Genomic DNA, 20,287 nt, shown 5'->3' with positions numbered 1-20,287 from the left:
GGGATGCAAGCATCTTCAAGTTTGACCGGGCGTGGTTTACAGGCTCCAGGGGAAGGGGTTCCCTTGTCGTTCTCAAATGGTGGTTGTGGTGGCTGTGGTGGCTTCAATTTCCCCCCAAATACTATCGACATAGACTTCTATCAGTAGCTCATGACGCCGGGAAACAAAGCCACCAAAGCCACCAAAGCCACCACTTAGCACAAGAAAAGGGGCCTTTCGGCCCCTTGTTGCTAAATATTCTCAACTACCCAAACGGTTTGCTTTGCTCGTCCCTGCCGTTTGCGTAATCGTCGGCCATTGCACACGCGGTCGGCCCGGAATTGCAGAACCTTGGCGATGCTTCTAGCGGTTAGCAGCCGCCCTGCCCGGAACTCCTCCATCGTATCGGCAAGCGCCTGTTGCTCGTCACCGGGCAGAGGCTCAATACCAGGGCGGCTAGCATCCGCACAGCGGTCGAGCACGCGCCTGACGTCTTTACTGGCGAATGGCTCGGAGCCGAATACATCGGCCAGCGATGACAATAAAGCATCTAGCTGTTCCTGCTCAGGGTCGGCGGCCTGGGCGGCGTCTACTGCCTCCATCGGGTCGGCATACTCGTCGAACTCTCGACTAATCCAGGCGACAGGCTGCCTCACCATCGAATCCCAGCCCTCGAAGCTGGCCATGCTGCCCGGGGCAGGCGCCGCACCTGACAGCAGCCAGGCGCGAATGATAGTCAAGGCATCCGCTATCATCTGCTGACGATGCCGTTTGCAATACGCCTCGGGGTCGAGGTCGAACTGTCGAGCGAACGGCCTATCCATCTCAGGATCGATTCGGCACTTGAGCACTCGGCGCGGCAGGTCGCCGGCAAGGGTCAGGTTGTTGCCCGTCAGCAGCCACATGGCTTTGCTCGGGACATTGGCGGCACCAGTCCTACCTAGTATCCGGTCAGAGTAGTGGCTCGACGTCAGGCAGCCGGCCAGCGCGGCGCTATCAAACACGCCGATGACGTTATCCCAGATAACAGCGCGGGTGCCTGTCATCAGAATTGTCATGATGCGCTTGCGGATTTCCTCGTCATCGCGTGCGTGGGTATGCGGCCATACGGTCGGAACTTCGCCCAGCGAGAGTACCGCAATGCACTTGGCCAACAGCGTCTTGCCGCTACCCTGAACGGGGGCATCGAAGCCAAAAGCCGGCGCAGTATCCAGCACCGGACGCACAGCCGCTGTCAGCAGTGCTGCCAGCAAAACGCCACGATCCACAGCACCGACAAGCGGGAAGTCTGCGAACGGGCGCATCAGCCGTTCTAGCGCCTGCTCGACGTCATCAGCCGTTGGCTTGCTAGGCACCGGGTATAGGTCATCGCTGTCCGCCTCCAGCAGCAGCCCGGTCAGCTCGTCAAAGCCCGGTTGATTCAGGATCGAGCCATCGGGTCGGAGTGTAGGCGCTGTGATGACGCCTTCCAGGCGCTTCAGTTGACGACGCTGCCCAAGCGATAACAGTTGCTTTGCAATCGCAGTCGGCGGATCTTCCAGCACGTCGACCATTTGCCCCTTCGGGGTGCGATGCAGCCGCCAAAATTGAGTTGTACCGCCTAGCCAGTGTTTTAGGGCATGCTCATCAACGGGATGAACCTGCCCGCTGCTCACAGTCACCAACGGGCCGCCAAAATCGAACACATCGGGCGCCTTGCGCATCAGCGTCAGCACTTGCTCGACAGCATCCACGGTGCGGCCCTTAACCAGCTCAACGCGGGCCGGGGGTCGGGTTAGCTGGAAGGTGCGACCACCATGCGCGAATGAGTACAGGCGTGGGCGCGATCCCATCAGGTACAGCTTGCCGACAACCTTCGATCCTTCATAGTCGGGCTCGATAGGGTCGAGCGTCAGGCAGCCGTGATACCGCTCGGGGTTGTCGAGCACATGGCCAACGGTGACAGCGTGCTGCGCATTACCATCAAGCACCACCGTCAACGGGAAGTCACCGGCCAAGGTCGAGTGATCCAATGCGCGGGCAACCACAGCGCGGCATAGCTCTAGTGCATCATCATCAGCACCAGCGCCAGCCATCTCGATAGCACGATCCTCGACATAGACCTCCCGCATGGCGTTAGCTTCGGGTGCGGCTTCTTGCTTGGCCTCAAGAATCGCTTTCTCAGCAGCCGCGACTGTCGCCGGACTAGGGTCTGGAATCGCCGCTCGGGTATCCATGATGGCCACGCCATCGAATAGCGCCGGATCGCCTCGGCGCTGTTCAAGTGGAGCCGTACAGGCCGCACCAGCCGCGAAGTCGAGCCGGTTAGGCTGCCAGACGCTGCTATCAATCAAGGTTCGTTTGAGTAGCTGGCCAGCGGCGCCAACTTCGATCCAGCCAAAGCCTGCGGCCCAAAGATAAGTTTCCAGGGCCTTACCGGCGCGGGGTATGTCGCTTGCATCCGCTACATGCCAGTACAGACGCTGCCCACGAAGTCCGGTCAGGTCGTCGCCGGTATCAGTGCGGGTGATATGACTCGATGACGATGGCCACCACAGGGCGGCGTAGTCAGCCAGTGCCGGCACCGCCTCACGCAGATTGACCAGCAGCGTATCGCGGTCGAGCACTTCACCAACTGCACCAGGGTCATAGTCGGCCATCATGACGCCAGCGCCAGCCGGCCATGAGAACGCCTCCTTTGACCTTGGCACGGCGCCATCAGGGCGCCCCATCTTGAGCCATTGGCTTTTGGTTACGATCTTGACGGTATCGCGCTCAGGTGCGCCATAAGTGAGTGCCTGATTCGGTGAAAGCGACACCAGCAGCGCCGCAAACTCCGTTAAGCTAGATACGGCAACAACCTCGGCATTACCAGTAATCAACTCACCGCCTGACGACTTCTCTAGACCACCGTCATCATCAAGCCGATAACGTTTTGCCAGGTGCTTAGGATTGATTGAGTTGATGATGGTCAGCGTGGCCATAGTGCTGCTATCATTGGTATCAGACGACATATCTTGAGCCTCGCAGACGGTGCCAGCCGATGCGGGGCTTTTCTTTTGTTCAAGCATCATTAGCGCCTCCCTGCTGCTCGATAACGAACTCCCTCAGTTTCTGACGCTCTTCCTGTGTCGGGACATACCGTCCATACCATGTGGACTGACCATCCACGGTGATATACGGGACTCGCTCACAATCGAGTTCAATATCTAGGCGGCGGCGCAAAGCCCCGATATAGTGCGGGCCATTGCTAGCGGGCGCGATGCGGTCGGCTTGCTCCCGAGTAATCGGACCTTGGGAAAGTTTCTCTGCCAGGCGGATAAGGCGCGTGTTCATTGGGCGGCCTCCTCACGCTGCTGTTCCCAGCGTTCAAGGTCAGACAAGCGCCAGCGAGTAGCGCGGGGGCCAATTTTGATGGGGGGAGGAATGACGCCTTCGGATAGCCAGCGCCACCACGTTGAACGGGCAACGCCGTAGCGTTCACAGGCTTCAAGGTCTTTCAGGAAGGTGGACGGGGCACGCCTTGCGGGCGGTGCTTTAGTGGCACGGTTGTCGCTTGGGCTATTAAGGTATTGCGATGTATTTAAGGAATCGGCTTGGGTGTTCATTGGTGAACCTCGGCAGTTATAGGACACTGCCAAGGTTCGCGGTTGTGATAATATCGACGCTTACCTCAGGTTCGCTTTTCTGAGCACGTCCCTGACATGCTTAGGAGTGATGCCAAGACGAGCAGCGATAGCACTTGACCTATTTTGCTCGGGCATAGTCGAAAGCGCATGCCATTTTTTAACAATATCAGCACGAAGCCTGTCCGCATCTTCTTTGCGTCTCTTTCCGGTGTTCCTCCCCCCTTCGGCCCGCCCACGCTTCACAGCAACACCATCAGAGTAAGTAAGTGCCAATTCCTGCTTTGTCAGGTAGTTGGCTGCTAGCTCCCGCTGGGCCGGGTGATCCCATGATTCATCCGTGTAGAACCAAAACAGCACGGCCAGCGGGTGAACGTCTGTCAGCTTCTCTGGCGGTATCAGGTCGCCGGGCCAGGACATCATCCAGCTTTCAGGGGATAACGCCTCATTCGGTTCGACCTTGATTCCAGACACTAGCTCACTGAAAGAACGGCCTGTTGCCTTCATAGCGGCTTTCGCCAGCTCATGCTCCTCTAAGTACTTGAGCGCTTCATGCTTCATTACGCCACACCTCCACGCAGAGAAACGACATTAGCGCCCGGATCATTGGCGACCATGTCGTTAACGGTCGCGCCCCAGCGTTTCCAGATATCAACTTGCATATCCCAGCGCCGGTCCCTGTTGTATGTTCCCAGCAGTCTAGGCGGCGAGTGTGAAAGCATCGCATCCACTAGCAGCGGGTCAGCCATAAATGTTTTCGTCCAAAGCGTTGCACAGGTGCGGCGCAGGTCGTGCGTTGTGAAGTGCTCGTGGTGATATAGCGGCGCGGTCTCGTCGTGATCCTTGCGGGCGCGACCTTGAAGCCGAGCGACGGCGGTTGTGATTGTGTCGTAGTGGATAGGCTTGCCGGCATCGCGGGTCGATTCAAACACATAGTCGCCGCTGGATAGCTGGCGCTGCTCGCGCAGTAACTCCAGTGCCAGCGGCGCAAGATAAACTTTGTGCGGCTTGGCGTTCTTGGTTCGCTCGCCAGGGATCATCCATGTATCGCGCTTCACCTCAGACCAGCGCATACCAGCAACCTCGCCTCGGCGGGTGCCGGTGAGTATCAGTAGCTTGATAGCGTTTGCCACGGACAGGGACAGCATCGCTGTAGCGGCCAATCCCTCTGCCGTACGGTTATCATCAATAGCCATCCACAGGTCGCGCAGCTCTGGCAATTCGAGGTGCCGCTCTCTCGGCTTACCGGGCCGCGCCTTCACCTTGGCAGGCTTCAAACCAGCTGCCGGATTATCGTCGATCTGCTCACGATCCTCGCAGTAGTCCAGCAGCTGCCGAAGTAAAGTGAGGCACTGCCGGGCCTCTTCCCTTGCAGATGATGCGATGCCCTCCAGCACTTCGATAAGCCGGCGGCGGGTAAGGTCGCGGACGTAGGCACCGCCCAACGGCTTCTTCAAGTGCAGATTCCAGCGACCACGCTGCTTTGCCACGGTGCGTGGTGTGGGTGGGTTGCCTCCCTTGACCGGCGACGCGGCGTAGAACTCTAGCCAGTGGCCGAAGGCTTCTTGCATCGTCCATGCGGCCTGATTCCTAGCGACCTCAGCGGCGCGATGCTTGCGCGGGTCGATGCCGTCCCTCACCAGCGCGACGGACTGACCATGCTTCTCTCGCGCCTGCTTCAAGGTCATGGGTGGGAAGGTGCCGAGCATGGTCTCGAACTGGCGACCAGCAATGTTGAACCTGTATATCCACAGCTTCGAATCACGACCGGCACGAACCTCAAGCGCCAGACCAGCCCCATGCTTCGACTTGACCGGGCGCCGTGCTTTGTTGCGGCCCTCCGGCAGAGAGAAAGATGCGACCTCGGCGGGTGTAGTGATGGGCTTCCGCTCTGCCATTATTGTCCCCTAGACTGTCCCCTAGATTTGTACAGTATACCGTAGGAAAGCATCGGACACAAAGGGACACAGTAATCACATAGCGAATTGTTTTACTTCATATTTCAGGTAAGGAATGAACAGGCTAAAGAATGTAAAAAACCACTCGCCTTGACGCTCCTAAGGGGAAGGTCCCAGGTTCGAATCCTGGTGGGGGCGCCAGTCATTTCAATGACTTACACCCCGACCGCGAAGCGAACTCACTGCCAGTTAGCCTTTAGCCCCACATCCGATCCCACCGTTGGCAAGCTACAGGCTGATTACGATGCATTGAATGCTGGCAGCCCTGCCGCCCCCCGCTGTCGAGCGACCAAGCTCCGCCTGCGGCAGGATTTCACCCATTGGCGAGCGCTCCTCTTGAGTCGCGCTCTTGTCAAAGCGACATGATTTTACAAGAGAAAAGCACTCGCCCTCTTCTTCCCTCAGGCCCTCCGATGAATTAGGTGGTGGAGGCATGAAGAAGGCCAGGTGCATGGCATCAAAAACATCGTTAAAAATAATTACATTTTTGTCATGATAAATAGGATTTCCTAGATAAAGAGGAGTACAGTTCGATTCCTGAGGTGCGATCGTTTTTTAACCAGTACCAACTTTTTAATTTTTCTTAAGATTACACCTTTCACTCTTTTCCTTACTTACAGTTTTGGCAACAAGATAAATATTTCAAGAAAATATAAATTATTTACCGGCACTTAGATGCCCGAAAATTAGTGCGCAAACCTGAAGCAATCATAAAATCTTACAATAAAATAAGAGCCTGCCCTCTACAGGCTATAACCTAATGTACGAAAAACACCACGGTGAACATGGTGAAGAAAAACATCATTCCCTTTGCACTATTAGTATTAAGCTCAGGCATTGCCAACGCACAAGTTCCCAGCGCCGCCCTACCCAGTGCCGGCGGCCAGCTTCAACAGATTCCGCCTTCGCCGGCCGTGGAAAGAACGGCACCGGAAATTGACGTGCAACCGCCACAGGTACCGGTGATGGATGCCGACAGCGCGGCGAAGATCGAGGTCAATTCACTGCGCCTGAGCGGGCACAGCCTTTATTCCGCCGAGGAGCTGCTCTCCGTCACCGGCTTCAGGCCAGGGGCTCAGCTCAGCCTGGGTGAATTACAGGCAATAGCCTCTCGGATCACCGATTTTTATCACCAGAACGGCTATTTTGTCGCGCAAGCCTACCTGCCTGCACAGGCCATCGAGGATGGTGCGGTGACGATCGCCGTGGTGGAAGGCCGTTACGGTGATGTCACCCTGCGCAACCAGAGCAATCTCTCGGATGGACTAGCCCATGGTCTTCTAAGTGGCGTCGATACTGGTGAGGTGATTAACCGCGCCCCTCTCGAGAGCCGGCTTCTGCTGATGTCGGACATCCCCGGTGTCAACGTCCAGTCGACCCTGGTGCCGGGTGAGTCGGTGGGTGCGGCCGACCTGATCGTCGATGTTACCCCCGGACAGCGAGTGACAGGCAGCATCGATGCCGATAACGCGGGAAACTACTACACCGGCGAGTATCGTCTGGGCGGAACGATTCATGTCAACAACCTGGCAGGACGGGGAGATGTGGCCAGCCTTCGCTTGCTGAGCAGTTTCGACGGCCTCGATTATGCTCGCGCCGCCTACCAGATGCAGCTGGGCAGGGCCACCGCAGGCGCTGCCTACAGCCACCTGGAGTATAAATTGGGGCAAGAATTCAGTCCCCTGGGTGTCACAGGCGAAGCAAGGGTTACCAGCCTGTTTGGCCGTTATCCGTTGATCCGCTCACGCCAGACCAATCTCTACGCGCAGATCGGCTACGACCACAAGACCTTCGAGGACCGATTCGATTTCATTCCCATAGTCAGCGAAAAAAATGCCGATGTGGTAATGGCGAGCCTCTACGGTGACCACCGCGATGAATTGGGTGCGGGCGGCCTGACTGCCGCTTTTGTCACTCTGCATACCGGCGAAATCGATATCAAAACGCCCGCCATTCGCGATGCGGATGCCGTTACAGCGAGAACCCACGGCCATTTCGACAAGGTGAGCTTAAGTGTCATGCGTGCGCAGCAACTCACCGACATCCTCTCTCTGTATGGATCTGTGAGCGCCCAGTTCGCCTCCGGCAATCTCGATAGCTCGGAGAAGATGTCACTAGGCGGCATGAATGCTGTGCGCGCCTACCCCCAGGGCGAAGCCTTTGCCGATGAGGGGTATCTGGCAACCCTTGAAGCCCGACTCCTTCTGGCGGGCCTTTCCGAACAGTTACCCGGCCAAGTGCATCTCCTCGGATTTGTCGATGCAGGGACTGTCACTGTGCACAAGGACCCCTGGGATGACGCTGACAATAGTCGCACCCTGAGCGGAGCCGGTGTGGGTATCAACTGGGTCGATTACAACAACTTCTCAATAAAATCATATTACGCCCATAAACTCGGCAGTGAAGAAGCGACTTCAGCACCGGATTCGGACGGTCAATTCTGGGTACAGCTGGTCAAGTATTTTTGATTACAATTTTTGATACATTGCTACTCGATTATTCAACAAGACGTCAAACTTACTTGGAAGAACATCATGAACAAGTTCTATAAATCCATCTGGAACCATAGTATCGACAGCTTTATTGCGGTATCCGAGCTTGCCAACAGTGGCGGGCGGAAAACCGCCAGCGGTAGCAGCAGCATTGCAACAAGCGGAGTCCGATTCCCACTGAGGACTCTTGCTGCCGCCATGCTCCTGGCTACCGGCAGCAATGCCTGGGCCTTGCCGGTAGGAGGCGAGGTGTCAGCCGGTAGTGCCAGTATCAGTGGCGGTGCCACTGAGATGACTATCACCCAAGGCAGTCAGAATGCCGCCATCAACTGGCAGGCGTTCGATATTGCCTCGGGAGAGACGGTAAACTTTGCCCAACCCAACAGCAGTGCAACGGTGCTCAACCGGGTGTTGGGTTCCGATCCCTCGAGCATTCTGGGCAGCCTCAACGCCAACGGTAATGTATTCCTGATCAATCCGAACGGCGTGCTGTTCGGGCAGAGCGCCTCGGTCAACGTCGGCGGCCTGGTGGCCTCCACCCTGAGCCTCAGCGACAGCGACTTTATGGCCGGCCACTACAGCTTCGCCGGGACGGGCGACGGCAGCATCGTCAACCAGGGCACGATCAATGCCGACGGCGGCTATATCGCCCTGCTTGGTGCCAACGTCAGCAACCAGGGCACGCTTCAGGCCAATCTCGGCACTGTGGCACTGGCCGCGGGCGACGCCATTACCCTCGACGTAGCTGGCGATGGCTTGCTGAATGTGGCCGTCAGCCAGGGCGCGCTGGATGCGCTGGCGCAGAACGGTGGGATGATTCAAGCCGATGGCGGCAAGGTCCTGATGACAGCTCAATCGGCAGGCGAGCTGTTCCAGTCCGCAGTCAACAACACCGGGGTGATCCGCGCCCAGAGCATCGATAACCGCAATGGCACCATCATGCTGATGGGTGACATGCAGAGCGGCACCGTGAATATTGGCGGCAGCCTGGATGTGTCCGGCACCGATGCCGGCGAAACCGGGGGTAGCGTCATTGCGAGCGCCCGCCACGTCGGCCTCTATGATGCGGTAATTGATGCGTCCGGCGATGCCGGCGGCGGCAGCGTATTGATCGGCGGTGGCTACCAGGGCAAGGACCCCTCGGTGCAGAACGCCAAGGCGGCCTACATGAGCGCGGGCAGCACGATCAACGCCGACGCGATTACCTCCGGCGACGGCGGCACGGTGGTGGTATGGGCCGATGACTCAACCCGTGCCTACGGAAGCATTACCGCCCGCGGCGGTGCCGAGTCTGGCAACGGCGGCCTGATCGAAACCTCCGGTGGCTGGTTGGACGTCTCGGGTATCAGGATCGATACCCGCGCGCCCAACGGGGCCTTTGGCATGTGGTTGCTCGACCCGGCGGAAATCACCATCTCCGATGCGGCCACCTCAGGCGCCACCGAAACCGACAACGTCTTCGCACCGGATTCCGGGGTCAACGAGGCCAATATCAATGTCGATCAGCTAAATGGCAACCTGGTCACCAGTAACATCACCGTGACTACGGAAAATAGCGGGGCCAGCGGCACCGGTTCAGGCGATATCAATGTGAATGCCGCCATCGAGTGGACCGCCTTATCAACGTCGCCGACGACGTTGACGCTTAATGCCGATCGTGACATCAACATCAACGAGGCGATTACCGGCACATGGGGCAGCCTGATCGCCAACGCTGAACGCGATGTAAACGTCGATGCCGCCCTCACATTCACAGACGGTGATTTTACTGCGATAGCTGGTCAGAATGTCAACATGTCGGCGGCCACTACTGTCACGCGCGGCGATGCCATACTGATTGCCGACAATGACGGTACGGGACCGGGTGATATCAATGGTGGCACAGTGGACTTTAACTGCGCTGCCCCCCCCTGCATCACTGTCACTGAAGGCACCTTGGGCGTACGTTTCAATCCTGTTAGTTATACCACCACCCAAGCCGAAATCGACGCCTACGATCTTACGTTAACCGGGGCTAGCGCAGTGTTGGATGCCAAGGCCTGGGTATTCGGGCTGGGCGACGACAAGGTGTATGACGGCTTGCGCAACGCGACCGTCAGCGGCCTCGAGCCAGATATAAACGGTGTACAGTCAGGCGCTGAGCTAGGCACGACAAGCAATGCCCTGTTCGATACCAAGGATGTGGGCGACGAGAAGCCGATTACTTATCAAGCCAACTCCTTTACCGATGACTCTGGGTTCTATGATCTTTTTGCCCCCTTCGGCACTGCTGAAGGAACCTACTTTACCCGGGCGGATATCACGCCAGCACCGCTGACCATCACGGCCAATGACGGCTCCAAGGTCTTCGGCGAAACCTTCCCCCTGTCGCCTCAGGCCTTCACCTCGGAGGGGCTGGTGAATGCGGAAACGGTGGATAGCGTCAGCCTGACCAGCGACGGCGCGGTGGCCACCGCCAGTGTGGATGGCAGCCCTTATGCGATCACGCCCACTGATGCCACTGGAGGCACTTTCAGTACCAGCAATTACGCCATTACCTATGTCGACGGCGCGCTGTTTGTTAGTGCCACTTCTGCCGACCCCAGCGACCCTACTCCGACGGATCCCCGCTCAACCGACCCGAAACCCACAGATCCATCGGATCTCCTCGCTCCCGAACTGGCAACCCTCCCGCCGGAATCGGTATATCTCCTGGCGAAAGAGTTGGCAGGAGAGGCCAGAAGGCCAGACACCTCTTCAGTGGAAGAGAAGGATAGGACGTTTCTCGACGCCCTCGTGTATCACAGCGAAGGGCTGGAACTGACCTTCGCTACCGCCGCCGTCAATATGCCGACATCGCAGCTTGAGCGGGTAGAGCCGCTGCCGGAAAGCGGTTTCGTGACGCCGCCCAGGGATACTTATGTACCGCCAGTGTATGCACCCAGGCAGGACCGCTTCTAAACCTGACGCATGAGGAGAGCTAGCTGCTACCAGCGATGCCAGAGCGCGGGTAGCAGTTCTGCGTGAGGTCAACGTTGGACAATCGCCGCAGGAGGCATGTCCATGAGACGCATGAAAACACTCTGTTTGTGGTGGTTGATACTTGCCTTTGCCACGCCTCTAGTGGCTCTAGCGAATGCCTATGACCAGTTAGACTCAGGGCACCGATTCATTCACGAGCACGCATCCGAGGAAGTGAGGGCCATTGTCAGTTGGGTCACTCACTCGGAAGATAATCTCGGCATGCCGTTCATGATCGTCGACAAGCGTGAGGCCCGGGTTTTTATGTTTGATGCGACAGGCCAACTCAGTGGGGAGGCATCCGCCTTGCTGGGTATGGCGGTAGGTGATGATTCGGTGCCGGGCATTGGCGAGCGAGCCCTGGCGAACATTCGTCCGGATGAGCGCACGACACCGGCAGGCCGTTTTGTGGCATCGTTGGGACGCAACCTCAAGGGCGGCGAGATACTCTGGGTGGATTATGAAACCGCCATCTCCCTACACCCTGTCGTGGCCGGCACCCCCAGGGAGCGGCGCGCGGAGCGACTGGCGACACCCTATGCACACGATAAACGCATTACTTATGGCTGCATCAATGTACCAAAAACTTTCTATACAACCGTGGTAAGCCCCGCATTCAAGCACTCGAATGGCATCGTCTATGTACTGCCTGAAACCCGATCGAAACATGCCGTATTTGAATCTTATTACGATTTGAAATGATCCAGTGGATGCACGTCACTATTAATCTTTCCTAGCAATTATGAGCGTCGATATAAGCGATTGTTCCAACCTCAAAAGCCCTGGGGTGATCATCCCGCCCTATCTGTCAACCTGGCGGCTGGGGCGAGGGCACAAGCCAGCAGGCGCTGTGCCGGCTGACCAATATCACCCCCCTTTGCCCCCACATACCCCCACGCCCTGCAAGCGATTCCCGAAACATGGGCACCTGCGCCAGCCGGCAACGGGTCGTACTGCAAGCCCATCATGCCCCAGGCCCTCCCGCATGAGATGGCGCCAGTTGTGACGGGGAGGGAAGAGGGCCATGATGGTTGTTTCCACCGCCCATTCTACTAGTACGACAGGGCGACTGGACTTTGCCAATATGGATGGCCGATGAACGATAAGTTTCCTCTACTCCAGGCCCAGCAGGTCTTCAACAACTTGATCGCTTTACCGGAACAACTTCCCGCTCATGCCTGACAACACCGACTTCTGCTCAGCCGAATATGAAAACCAGCGCTTACAGGCGCTGGCAGACTACCAGATCCTCGACACGCCCGAGGAGTCGGCGTTTGGTGATATCGTCGAGGTGGCTTCGCTGATCTGCGAGGCTCCCATCGCTGTCATCAACTTCATCGACCGCAACCGGCAGTGGTTCAAGTCGGAAAAGGGGCTCGGGGTGCGCGAGACCCCGCTGGATGTCTCGATCTGTGCGCATGCCATCCTGCAGCCGGGCCTCTTCATCGTACCCGACACGACCCGGGACCCACGTTTCGCCAATAACCCACTGGTGGCCGGAGAGCCTCACCTGCGCTTCTATGCCGGAGCGCTTCTGGAGAGCCGTGATGGCTATCCCCTCGGGACGCTGTGCGTGCTCGACTATCGGCCCCGTGAGCTGACCGAACGCCAGCGCTTCGCGCTCCAGGCCCTCGCCAACCAGGTGATGGCGCATATGGAACTGATGCACGCCCACCGCGAACAGGCCGAGCTGATACGCGAGCTGAAGGCAACACGTCACGAACTGGCCAAGCATGCCGCCACCGACCCGCTCACCGGCCTGCTCAACCGTCGGGCCTTCGAACAGCGCCTCAATCAGGAGTTGGCGCTTATGCAGCGCGGGGCTCCCCCGGCCGCCCTGATGCTGATCGACCTGGATCACTTCAAGACGGTCAACGACACCCTGGGCCACCAGGCCGGGGATGAAGTCATCGTGCGCTTCACCGAGCTGTGCCGGGAGGTATTTCGGCAGGCCGATATCATTGGTCGCTGGGGCGGTGAGGAGTTCGTGATCATGCTGCCGAGAGCCAGCGTAGCGGAAGCACAGCATGCCGCCGAACGGCTTCACAAGCTCCTGGCCACCACGCCAATGCTCGACGACACCTCATCTCCACTGCACATCACCGCCAGCATCGGTATTTGCTCACTTATCGACTCCGACAACCTGGATGAGTGCGTGCATAGAACCGACGAACTGCTCTATCAGGCCAAGGAGCACGGGCGCAACCGCACGGTCTGTGAGCCGTAAGGAAGGCCTTCTCCTAACCAGCCAGCTTCAGCCCCACCAGCCCGGCAAGGATCAGAACAAGGCTGAGCAGGCGCAGCGGCGAAGCGCTGTCGCCATAGAGGAGAATGCCAAGCAGCACGGTGCCCACGGCGCCAATGCCCACCCAGATGGCATAGGCGGTGCCCACCGGCAGCACTTTCATGGCCTGGGCAAGCAGGTAAAAGCTGGCGACCATGGCAATCACGGTCAATACGCTGGGTAACGGTCGGGTGAAACCCTCCGAGGCCTTGAGTCCCAGGGCCCAGGCAACTTCGAGAAGACCGGCAACGACGAGAAAAAACCACGCCATGAGTCTAGCTCCCATGGTGGGATGGGGTCGTCCCCGGTATGACAGGTCGTACACCGGGTCGTCCCGGCGCCGAATAGCGAGGCCTCGATTCTACTGTTCCCGGTTATCGGGTCAAGGTCGGGGCAACCTGCACTCAGCCGCGATACGGAGCAATCTGCTGCGCTTGCTTGCTGGCTCTCAACAGAACCTCGAGCTGTTCCAGCGGCATGGGCCGCGCTAGCAGGAAACCCTGAAAGATTTCACAGCCGTAGCCCTTCAACAGGCTGTGTTGCTTCTCGGTCTCGATGCCTTCGGCCACCACGGTCAGTCCCAGGTGCTGGGCCATGGAGATGATGGCCTGCACGATGGATGCATCGTCGACGCTATGGGTCACTTCCCTGATAAAGCTGCGATCGATCTTCACCTTGCTGATGGGAAGATGCTTGAGGTAGTTCAAGCTGGAGAAGCCGGTGCCGAAATCATCGATGGAGACGTCGATACCCATCCTGCGCAGGGCGTGAAGAATCTCGACGGCCTCCTCCGCGTCGTTCAGCAACACCCCTTCGGTGAGTTCCAGCTCCAGTCGACCGGCCGGGAGCCGGGTGCTGGCAAGAGTGTCCCTGAGTGTATCCAGGAAGCCGGCACGGTGAAACTGCATGGGCGAGAGGTTGACCGCCACCTTGAAACCACCGAACCCTCGCGCATCAAGCAACCCCATATCGAGACACGCCCGTTCCAGCACCCAGCGGCTGATCGGCATGATCTGGCCGGTCTCCTCGGCCAGGGGGATGAACTCGCTGGGCGGCACGAAGCCTCTTGCAGGATGTTTCCAGCGCAGCAGGGCCTCCACGGTAACGATGTCACCCACCTGGTCGTATAGGGGCTGGTAGTAGAGCTCGAGCCGCTGCGAGTCGATAGCATCCTGGAGTTCATTACGCATCACCAGTCGCTCGTTGACACGGGTGGTGATTTCACGTGTGAACCACTGATAGGCGTTACGCCCCTGCTGCTTCGCCCTGTACATGGCCATATCGGCCTGCTGGATCAGCTCCATGGGCTGGTCGATGGTGTCGTTGCTGATGGCAATACCAATGCTGGCCGACAGATGGAGTTCGTGATGGTCGATGCGATAGGGGCGAGCAACGAGCTGCAGCAGACGCTTGGCCATTTCTGCCTGCTCTTCCTGGGTAGCGTCAGGCAACAGCGCCACGAACTCGTCTCCCCCCAGGCGCCCCAGGGTATCGCCAGGGCGCATGGCGCTATCCAATCGGCAGGCCACTTCGACCAGCACCTTGTCGCCGATGGCATGGCCCAGGCTGTCGTTGATCGGCTTGAAGTCGTCCAGGTCCACGAACAGCACGGCCATGGTGCGATCCTGTCGTTGGGACAAGGCAAAATAGTGGATCAGCCGATCCTCCAGCAGCGATCGATTGGCCAGGCCGGTCAAGGCATCGTGACTGGCACTATGGGCAAGACGATCTTCATAGGCCTGGCGTTCCGACACGTCATTCAGCACGCCGACGAAGTGGGTCACGCGACCTTCGCCATCGGGAACCGGGGCTACATAGAGCGCATTCCAGAAGGTGCTGCCATCCTTGCGATAATTGCGTAGCGTGACATGGCAGTCGCGTTGCTCGGCCAGCCGGCTGCGCAATAGTGATACCGTCTCGAGGTCCGTCTCCGCTCCCTGCAGAAAACGGCAGTTACGGCCGAGCAGCTCCTCCTCCCGATACCCCGTCAAGGCCTGGAAGGCGTCATTGACATAGGTGATGGGGCAATCTTCCCGAGTGGCGTCGGTGATCACGATGCCGTTGATGCTGGCTTCCACACTACGCTCCAGCACCCGCAGGCGAGTCTCGTTCCTGTGCTGCTCCGTGACATCCTTGGCGATGCCGAACACGCCTTGGACAACCCCATCCACCAGGATCGGAAGATTGGTCACGTATAGCAGGCGCGGCTCACCGGTATCGTTGACGATGGCGACCTCGTAACGCTGCGCGTTTCCCTTAAGGGCTTCATCGAAATTGTACTGAATGCGCTCGATCTCGCCGGGGAGAATGAGCTGCGAAAAGTGCGAGCCGATGATCTGATCCACGGGCAAGCCCGTTAGAGCAGCACAGGTGGAATTTGCGGTGACGAAGGTACCCCGGGGGTCGATGGAGAAGACCGCATCGGGGTTATAGGCGAAGAGCGAGCGGTAGCGCTGTTCGCTCTCCCATAGCGTACGTCGGTCCTGATGTCGCTGATAGGCCAGCCCCAGGCTGAACGACATGAGATAGCTCAGCAGCAGACCGGAGAACGCCACCCCGCCGGGTATCAACCCGGCCATGAGCATGTCATTGACGGAATCGGGAACGACTTCGAGAGTCAGCTTGACCCCTCCCGGCAAGCCGATATGGCGCCGCGCAACAAGCGGGTAGCTCAATTCGCCCGCCGTGCGGCCCGGCGCCCGCATGTCGAGCAGGGGGGCGTCCCCGCGCAACACACGAACCATGTAGGTCCCCAACTGGACGCGAAGCTCTTCCTTAAGCAACATGACAAGATCCAGGCTGCCTACCAATTGCCGGTCAGCCGTAGGCAGCTGAGTCACCATCAGCGCGATATGGCTCTGCCCCGGGTCGGCCAGCATCAGCCTCGGCTGAGGGAAGTTCTGCTGCAACCACGCCTCGACCTGGGAGTCGGCCAGTTGCTCCTCCAGCCATCGACCGGCGGCCTCGCTGCGTGACTGCTCCCAAGTCCATCCTGACTGATCCAGCAGCCCGATCGCCTGCATGCCGGGTGAGTCGCGGAAATAGTGCTCGACGTGGCCATCACGTATCGCCGCATCGCCCCCACCCTCAGGGGCATCAAGGCGCTCGGCCATTCGCTGGGCCAACAGCAGCTGCGCGGCCATCACCTGTTCGGCGTTGAACTGCAGGTTGTCCAGCAGATGGCTGGCGTGAAGCTGCTTGTCCTCCTGATACTGCCAGTTCAGCAGATGCCAGGCCGTACAGCTCAGCAGGACTCCGAAGAGCCCGGCCGCAAGCGCCAGCCGCCCCATTCGCGGCTGTGGTCGGTCGACACCCAGCGCCATCAGCAGCATCGCCACGCCCAGGAACAGGGAGAGAATCGTGCCCAGCAGGGGCGAAGAGGCATTGTTGAGCGTCCATGCCGCCTCGCCACCCGGCAGGAAGAGCCTGAGCAGGGCCAGGAGGCTGATGCAGAGCAGCAGCGCGCCTACGCCGCTCCACAGCCAACGCGACCGGCGCTGGCCCACCCCGAGCAGCAGACAGAGCGCCACCAGCATCAGCACCGCTGACGCCAGGGAGCCCATCCGCACGTCGCCGGTCAGCCAGGACACCCCCACTTCCCTTCCCCCCGCCAGGATGTTGTGCCCAAGCAGGTAGGTCACATGCAGAAGCAGGATGAGACCGGCAATGCGATGCATCACGGACCAACGCAACAGGAGCGCCAACAGGCCGAGGCCAACCATCAGCACGGCCAGCGCATTGTCGGGCAGCAGTACGCTACGCAGCGGGTAGACGATTCCCAGCCAGTAGGTCAACAGCCCTGTTGCACCCATCAGGATGAGTACGGCGGCCACCATGTAGAGCGTGGTATCCCTGGCGATATCCAGCGTCTTGTGAGACATAGGGGGCGTGCACTCCTCAGAACCCGCCGAATGCGAGACGACCCGTCCACACTGCAAGCGTGTCAGCATCAGATATCGGCAGGCAGCGGAAAAGGTTTAATCCCGGCCAGCCTCGGCGACCTGCGACAGCCCTGCCTGCACCACCACCCGATTGCGCCCCTTGTGCTTGGCGCGGTAGCTGGCCCGGTCGGCACGCTTGACCAGGGGCCCGCCGTCCCGATCCTCCTCATCCAGGCTCGACACGCCGATGCTCGCCGTGACGCGGAAAACGTGCCCGTCCGCCTGGAATTCAAGCGCCTCGATGCCCTGTCGGATCCGCTCGGCTATGTCGCTGGCCCGCTCAATCGGGCAGGCCGGCAGCAGCAGGGCAAACTCGTCGCCGCCGAGCCTGGCCACGGCATCCTGCTGGCGCACCGTCTCCTGAAGCAGCCGGCCGATCCGACGCAGCAGCTCATCGCCGGCCGCATGACCCGCGGTATCGTTGACCGGCTTGAAGTGATCCAGGTCCATCATGATCAGCGACAGGATCTGATCGCTGTCGCGACGCTGCAGGGTGCAGGCCTCTTCCAGGCGGTTCTCGAAGCCACGCCGATTGAGACAGCCGGTCAGCGGGTCGTGCTCCGCCTCCCAGAGCTGGCGAGTCTCCCGCTCATGACGCTCGGTGATGTCCTGAATCATGCCGACGAAGCCCAGCGCCGTGTCACCCAGCTCCACCCGGCTCACCTGGGCTTCCACCCAGAGCTGTTCGTCGTCACGCTGGAAGCGATACTGAAGGTGGTGATCATCACCCTTCTCCAGCGTGGCACGCCACTGCTCGATAAAGGCCGGCCGGTCGTCGGGATGTACTCGGCGCACCCACTCGGAGGTGCGGGAAGCCGCGACGTTGAAGCCGGAGATGGCTTCGAGCGCGGGATTCACGTAGTTGATCCGCCCCTTCATGTCGGCAAGGAACATGCCCACCGGGGACGAGGCAAGTACCGCCTGCAGGAAGGCCTCGCGCGCCTCACGCGAGGCGAGCGCATCGCGCCGCTGGTCCTCAAGGCGGTTGAAGGCATCGGCGACCTGATGCAGTTCACGCATGGTGGTGTGAAGCCTGAGCCGCCTGGCGTCGCCACGCCCTACCCGCTCTATCTGGCGTTCCAGCCGATGCAGCGGGGCCAGCCCCAGGCCGAGCAGCCACCAGAGCAGCGGCAGCATCAGCGCCACCGTGGCCAGGCCCACCCAGCGCAACTCGGTGGCATAGCGCTGTATCGGTGCCTGTGCCTGGCTGACGGGCAGGAAGACCCCGACGACCCAATCGGCCGACCAGACCTGGCGGAAGGCCATCAGCGCGGGCTGGCCATCCAGCTGTTCGCCCATGCCGCTGCCCTCCCACCCATAGAGGGCCCGATCCAGCAGCGGCAGCCGGTCGGCAGCGGGAACCGCCTGCATCAGATAGCCAGGGTCGGGATGGCTGATGATCTGCCCCTGTGCGGTGGCAAGCACCACGTGGCCCTCTTCGCCGATCCGCTGAGAGCGCAGGTTGACGAAGGAGGTACCATCGTGAAGGCTGGCATTGCCGCCGAGAATCCCCAGGAAGCGCCCCTCTTCATCGAGCAGCGGCTCTATCACCATCACCTGGGGGATGCCGGTCTCGCCCCCCACGTAGGGCTCGCTGACATGGGGACGGCGAAATCCGCGGACATGATGGAAATACTCGCGGGCGGCGATATTGGGGCCGCCATGTTCGAAGGGGGGCCAGGCGGCCACCGGCTCACCCTGTGCATCGAACACCATCAGCCGGTCGAAGAGCGCCAGCAGCCCTTCCTGGCGCTGCAGCTGGGTGAAGAGGTCGTCGTCCAATGCCAGGGAGGGGCGAAGGCGAGCGAGGGCCTGTTTCCGCACATGGATGGAGCGATCAAGCTGCTTGGCAATCAGCTGTGCCTCGTACTCCAGATGCGTGAGGTTCTCGCGCTGGGCCAGCGCGCCACCACTGAGATGGCTATAGGCCAACAGAGCACCGACCAGCGCCAGCCAGCCCAGGCTGACACCGAGCAGCAGGCGCGAACGCAGGGTCGACAACAGCCATCCGATCAAGGGCGAACCACCGATTTTTCAACGAGCGTGGTGCCATCATGGCATCCTGGGCCCATAAGCAAAAGCGGGAATACCCGTCAGCCCCCCGAGTGGCGGCCCACCCCCTCTTCCGCCAGTGCCACCAACGCCTCCATGTCGTGAATGGTCAGCTCACGCCCCGCCACCGTGGCCAGGGACTGCTGCTGGAAACGGGCCAGCACACGGCTCACGGTCTCCAGTGCCAGCCCCAGATAGCTGCCGATATCGGAGCGGGACATGGAGAGGTGGAAGCGATAGGGTGAGAAACCCCGCAAGCGGAAGCGTTCGGAGAGCCCCAGCATGAAGCTGGCCAGGCGCTGGTCGGCGGTGCGACCCGAGAGCAGGCACATCATGCGCTGGTCGTTGCGCAGTTCACGGCTCATGCAGCGATAGAGCTGGCCGCGAAGCTCCGGCAGCTGCTCGGCGAGATCCTCCAGCCGGTGGAAGGGCAGCTCGCAGACGAAGGTCGACTCCATGGCCACCACGCTGCCGTAGCAGTTATCCTCGCCGATGCCATCCAGCCCCACCACCTCGCCTGGCAGGTAGAAATGGGTCACCTGGTCGCGCTGCCCCTCCTGGGCCACCGACTGCTTGAGGCTGCCCGAGCGCACCACGAACAGGCTCTCGAACGTGCCCCCCTGGCGCACCAGCACCTCGCCCCGCTTCAGCGGTCGCGGATGCTGGATGATGGCCTCGAAGGATTCCAGCGCGTCGAGTTCGAGGCCCAGGGGAAGGCAGCGCGCATGCAGGGTGCAGCGCTCGCAGCGTGTTGCCTTGGCCGGCTGGCGCCGAGAGGACTCGAGCGTCATGGGCACTCCTTGGTTGCATCTGTAACCGAGATTCTGACCTAGCCCGCCCGCGCTGTCCTGCACCGGCAGCAGCCACTGGACCACAGTGCCCCCTTCCTTGACCTGAATCAACCGCAACCACGATTTCGACAATGTGAGCCTACAAAAAAACCGGCCCCGAAGGGCCGGTTCTGTCGTCGAGTGAA

13 protein-coding genes are annotated in these 20,287 nt (G+C 59.9%); 4 read left to right on the top strand and 9 right to left on the bottom strand.

What is annotated here, in order from left to right:
- Positions 1 to 230: 230 nt before the first annotated feature.
- From LY622_RS21230 to LY622_RS21210, 5 genes are read right to left on the bottom strand one after another with little or no spacing between them, the layout of a single operon-like run.
- The gene (locus LY622_RS21230; protein ID WP_234292714.1) at positions 231 to 3,032 is read right to left on the bottom strand and encodes a hypothetical protein; all 2,802 of its coding nucleotides are present in this window, start codon (positions 3,030 to 3,032) and stop codon (positions 231 to 233) included.
- Positions 3,022 to 3,294, bottom strand: coding sequence for a hypothetical protein (locus LY622_RS21225; protein ID WP_234292713.1), 273 nt, complete (start codon positions 3,292 to 3,294; stop codon positions 3,022 to 3,024). The genes LY622_RS21230 and LY622_RS21225 overlap by 11 nt, the downstream gene beginning before the upstream one ends.
- Complete coding sequence (locus tag LY622_RS21220; protein ID WP_234279026.1) at positions 3,291 to 3,566, bottom strand: helix-turn-helix transcriptional regulator; 276 nt, start codon at positions 3,564 to 3,566, stop codon at positions 3,291 to 3,293. The genes LY622_RS21225 and LY622_RS21220 overlap by 4 nt, the downstream gene beginning before the upstream one ends.
- 60 nt (positions 3,567 to 3,626) lie before the next feature.
- Entirely contained in the window at positions 3,627 to 4,145 is a 519-nt protein-coding gene (locus tag LY622_RS21215) for a hypothetical protein (RefSeq protein ID WP_234292712.1), read from the bottom strand.
- Positions 4,145 to 5,482, bottom strand: coding sequence for a tyrosine-type recombinase/integrase (locus LY622_RS21210; protein ID WP_234292711.1), 1,338 nt, complete (start codon positions 5,480 to 5,482; stop codon positions 4,145 to 4,147). The genes LY622_RS21215 and LY622_RS21210 overlap by 1 nt, the downstream gene beginning before the upstream one ends.
- Before the next feature lie 845 nt (positions 5,483 to 6,327).
- Here LY622_RS21210 and LY622_RS21205 point away from each other — a divergent pair.
- The 4 genes from LY622_RS21205 (at position 6,328) to LY622_RS21190 (ending at position 13,261) form a co-directional block, all read left to right on the top strand.
- Positions 6,328 to 8,010: a ShlB/FhaC/HecB family hemolysin secretion/activation protein gene (locus LY622_RS21205; RefSeq protein WP_234292774.1), complete on the top strand. Its 1,683-nt coding sequence runs from the start codon at positions 6,328 to 6,330 to the stop codon at positions 8,008 to 8,010.
- 66 nt (positions 8,011 to 8,076) lie between these two features.
- The gene (locus LY622_RS21200; RefSeq protein WP_234292710.1) at positions 8,077 to 10,974 is read left to right on the top strand and encodes a two-partner secretion domain-containing protein; all 2,898 of its coding nucleotides are present in this window, start codon (positions 8,077 to 8,079) and stop codon (positions 10,972 to 10,974) included.
- A gap of 102 nt (positions 10,975 to 11,076) precedes the next feature.
- Positions 11,077 to 11,736, top strand: a complete 660-nt coding sequence (locus LY622_RS21195; protein ID WP_234292709.1) for a hypothetical protein — start codon at positions 11,077 to 11,079, stop codon at positions 11,734 to 11,736.
- A 472-nt stretch (positions 11,737 to 12,208) separates the two neighbouring features.
- The gene (locus tag LY622_RS21190) at positions 12,209 to 13,261 is read left to right on the top strand and encodes a GGDEF domain-containing protein (RefSeq protein ID WP_234292708.1); all 1,053 of its coding nucleotides are present in this window, start codon (positions 12,209 to 12,211) and stop codon (positions 13,259 to 13,261) included.
- A 13-nt stretch (positions 13,262 to 13,274) separates the two neighbouring features.
- Here the strand turns inward: LY622_RS21190 and sugE are convergent, their stop codons facing one another.
- From sugE to fnr, 4 genes are all read right to left on the bottom strand, one after another.
- Positions 13,275 to 13,589 carry a quaternary ammonium compound efflux SMR transporter SugE gene (sugE, locus tag LY622_RS21185; RefSeq protein ID WP_234292707.1) on the bottom strand — a complete coding sequence of 105 codons (315 nt, stop codon included), beginning with the start codon at positions 13,587 to 13,589 and terminating at the stop codon, positions 13,275 to 13,277.
- A gap of 133 nt (positions 13,590 to 13,722) precedes the next feature.
- A complete protein-coding gene (locus LY622_RS21180) occupies positions 13,723 to 17,199 on the bottom strand; it encodes a putative bifunctional diguanylate cyclase/phosphodiesterase (protein ID WP_234292706.1) in 3,477 nt (1,158 codons plus the stop codon).
- A gap of 96 nt (positions 17,200 to 17,295) precedes the next feature.
- The gene (locus LY622_RS21175) at positions 17,296 to 19,275 is read right to left on the bottom strand and encodes a sensor domain-containing diguanylate cyclase (protein WP_234292705.1); all 1,980 of its coding nucleotides are present in this window, start codon (positions 19,273 to 19,275) and stop codon (positions 17,296 to 17,298) included.
- Between the two features lie 77 nt (positions 19,276 to 19,352).
- Positions 19,353 to 20,102, bottom strand: coding sequence for a fumarate/nitrate reduction transcriptional regulator Fnr (gene fnr / locus LY622_RS21170; protein WP_234292704.1), 750 nt, complete (start codon positions 20,100 to 20,102; stop codon positions 19,353 to 19,355).
- Between the last annotated feature and the right edge of the window lie 185 nt (positions 20,103 to 20,287).

The sequence above is a fragment of the Halomonas alkalisoli genome (assembly GCF_021412585.1).
GTDB classification, from domain to species: Bacteria; Pseudomonadota; Gammaproteobacteria; order Pseudomonadales; family Halomonadaceae; genus Halomonas; species Halomonas alkalisoli.
Note: the sequence above shows the minus strand (reverse complement) of the source record. Positions and strands in the feature narration are given on the sequence as shown.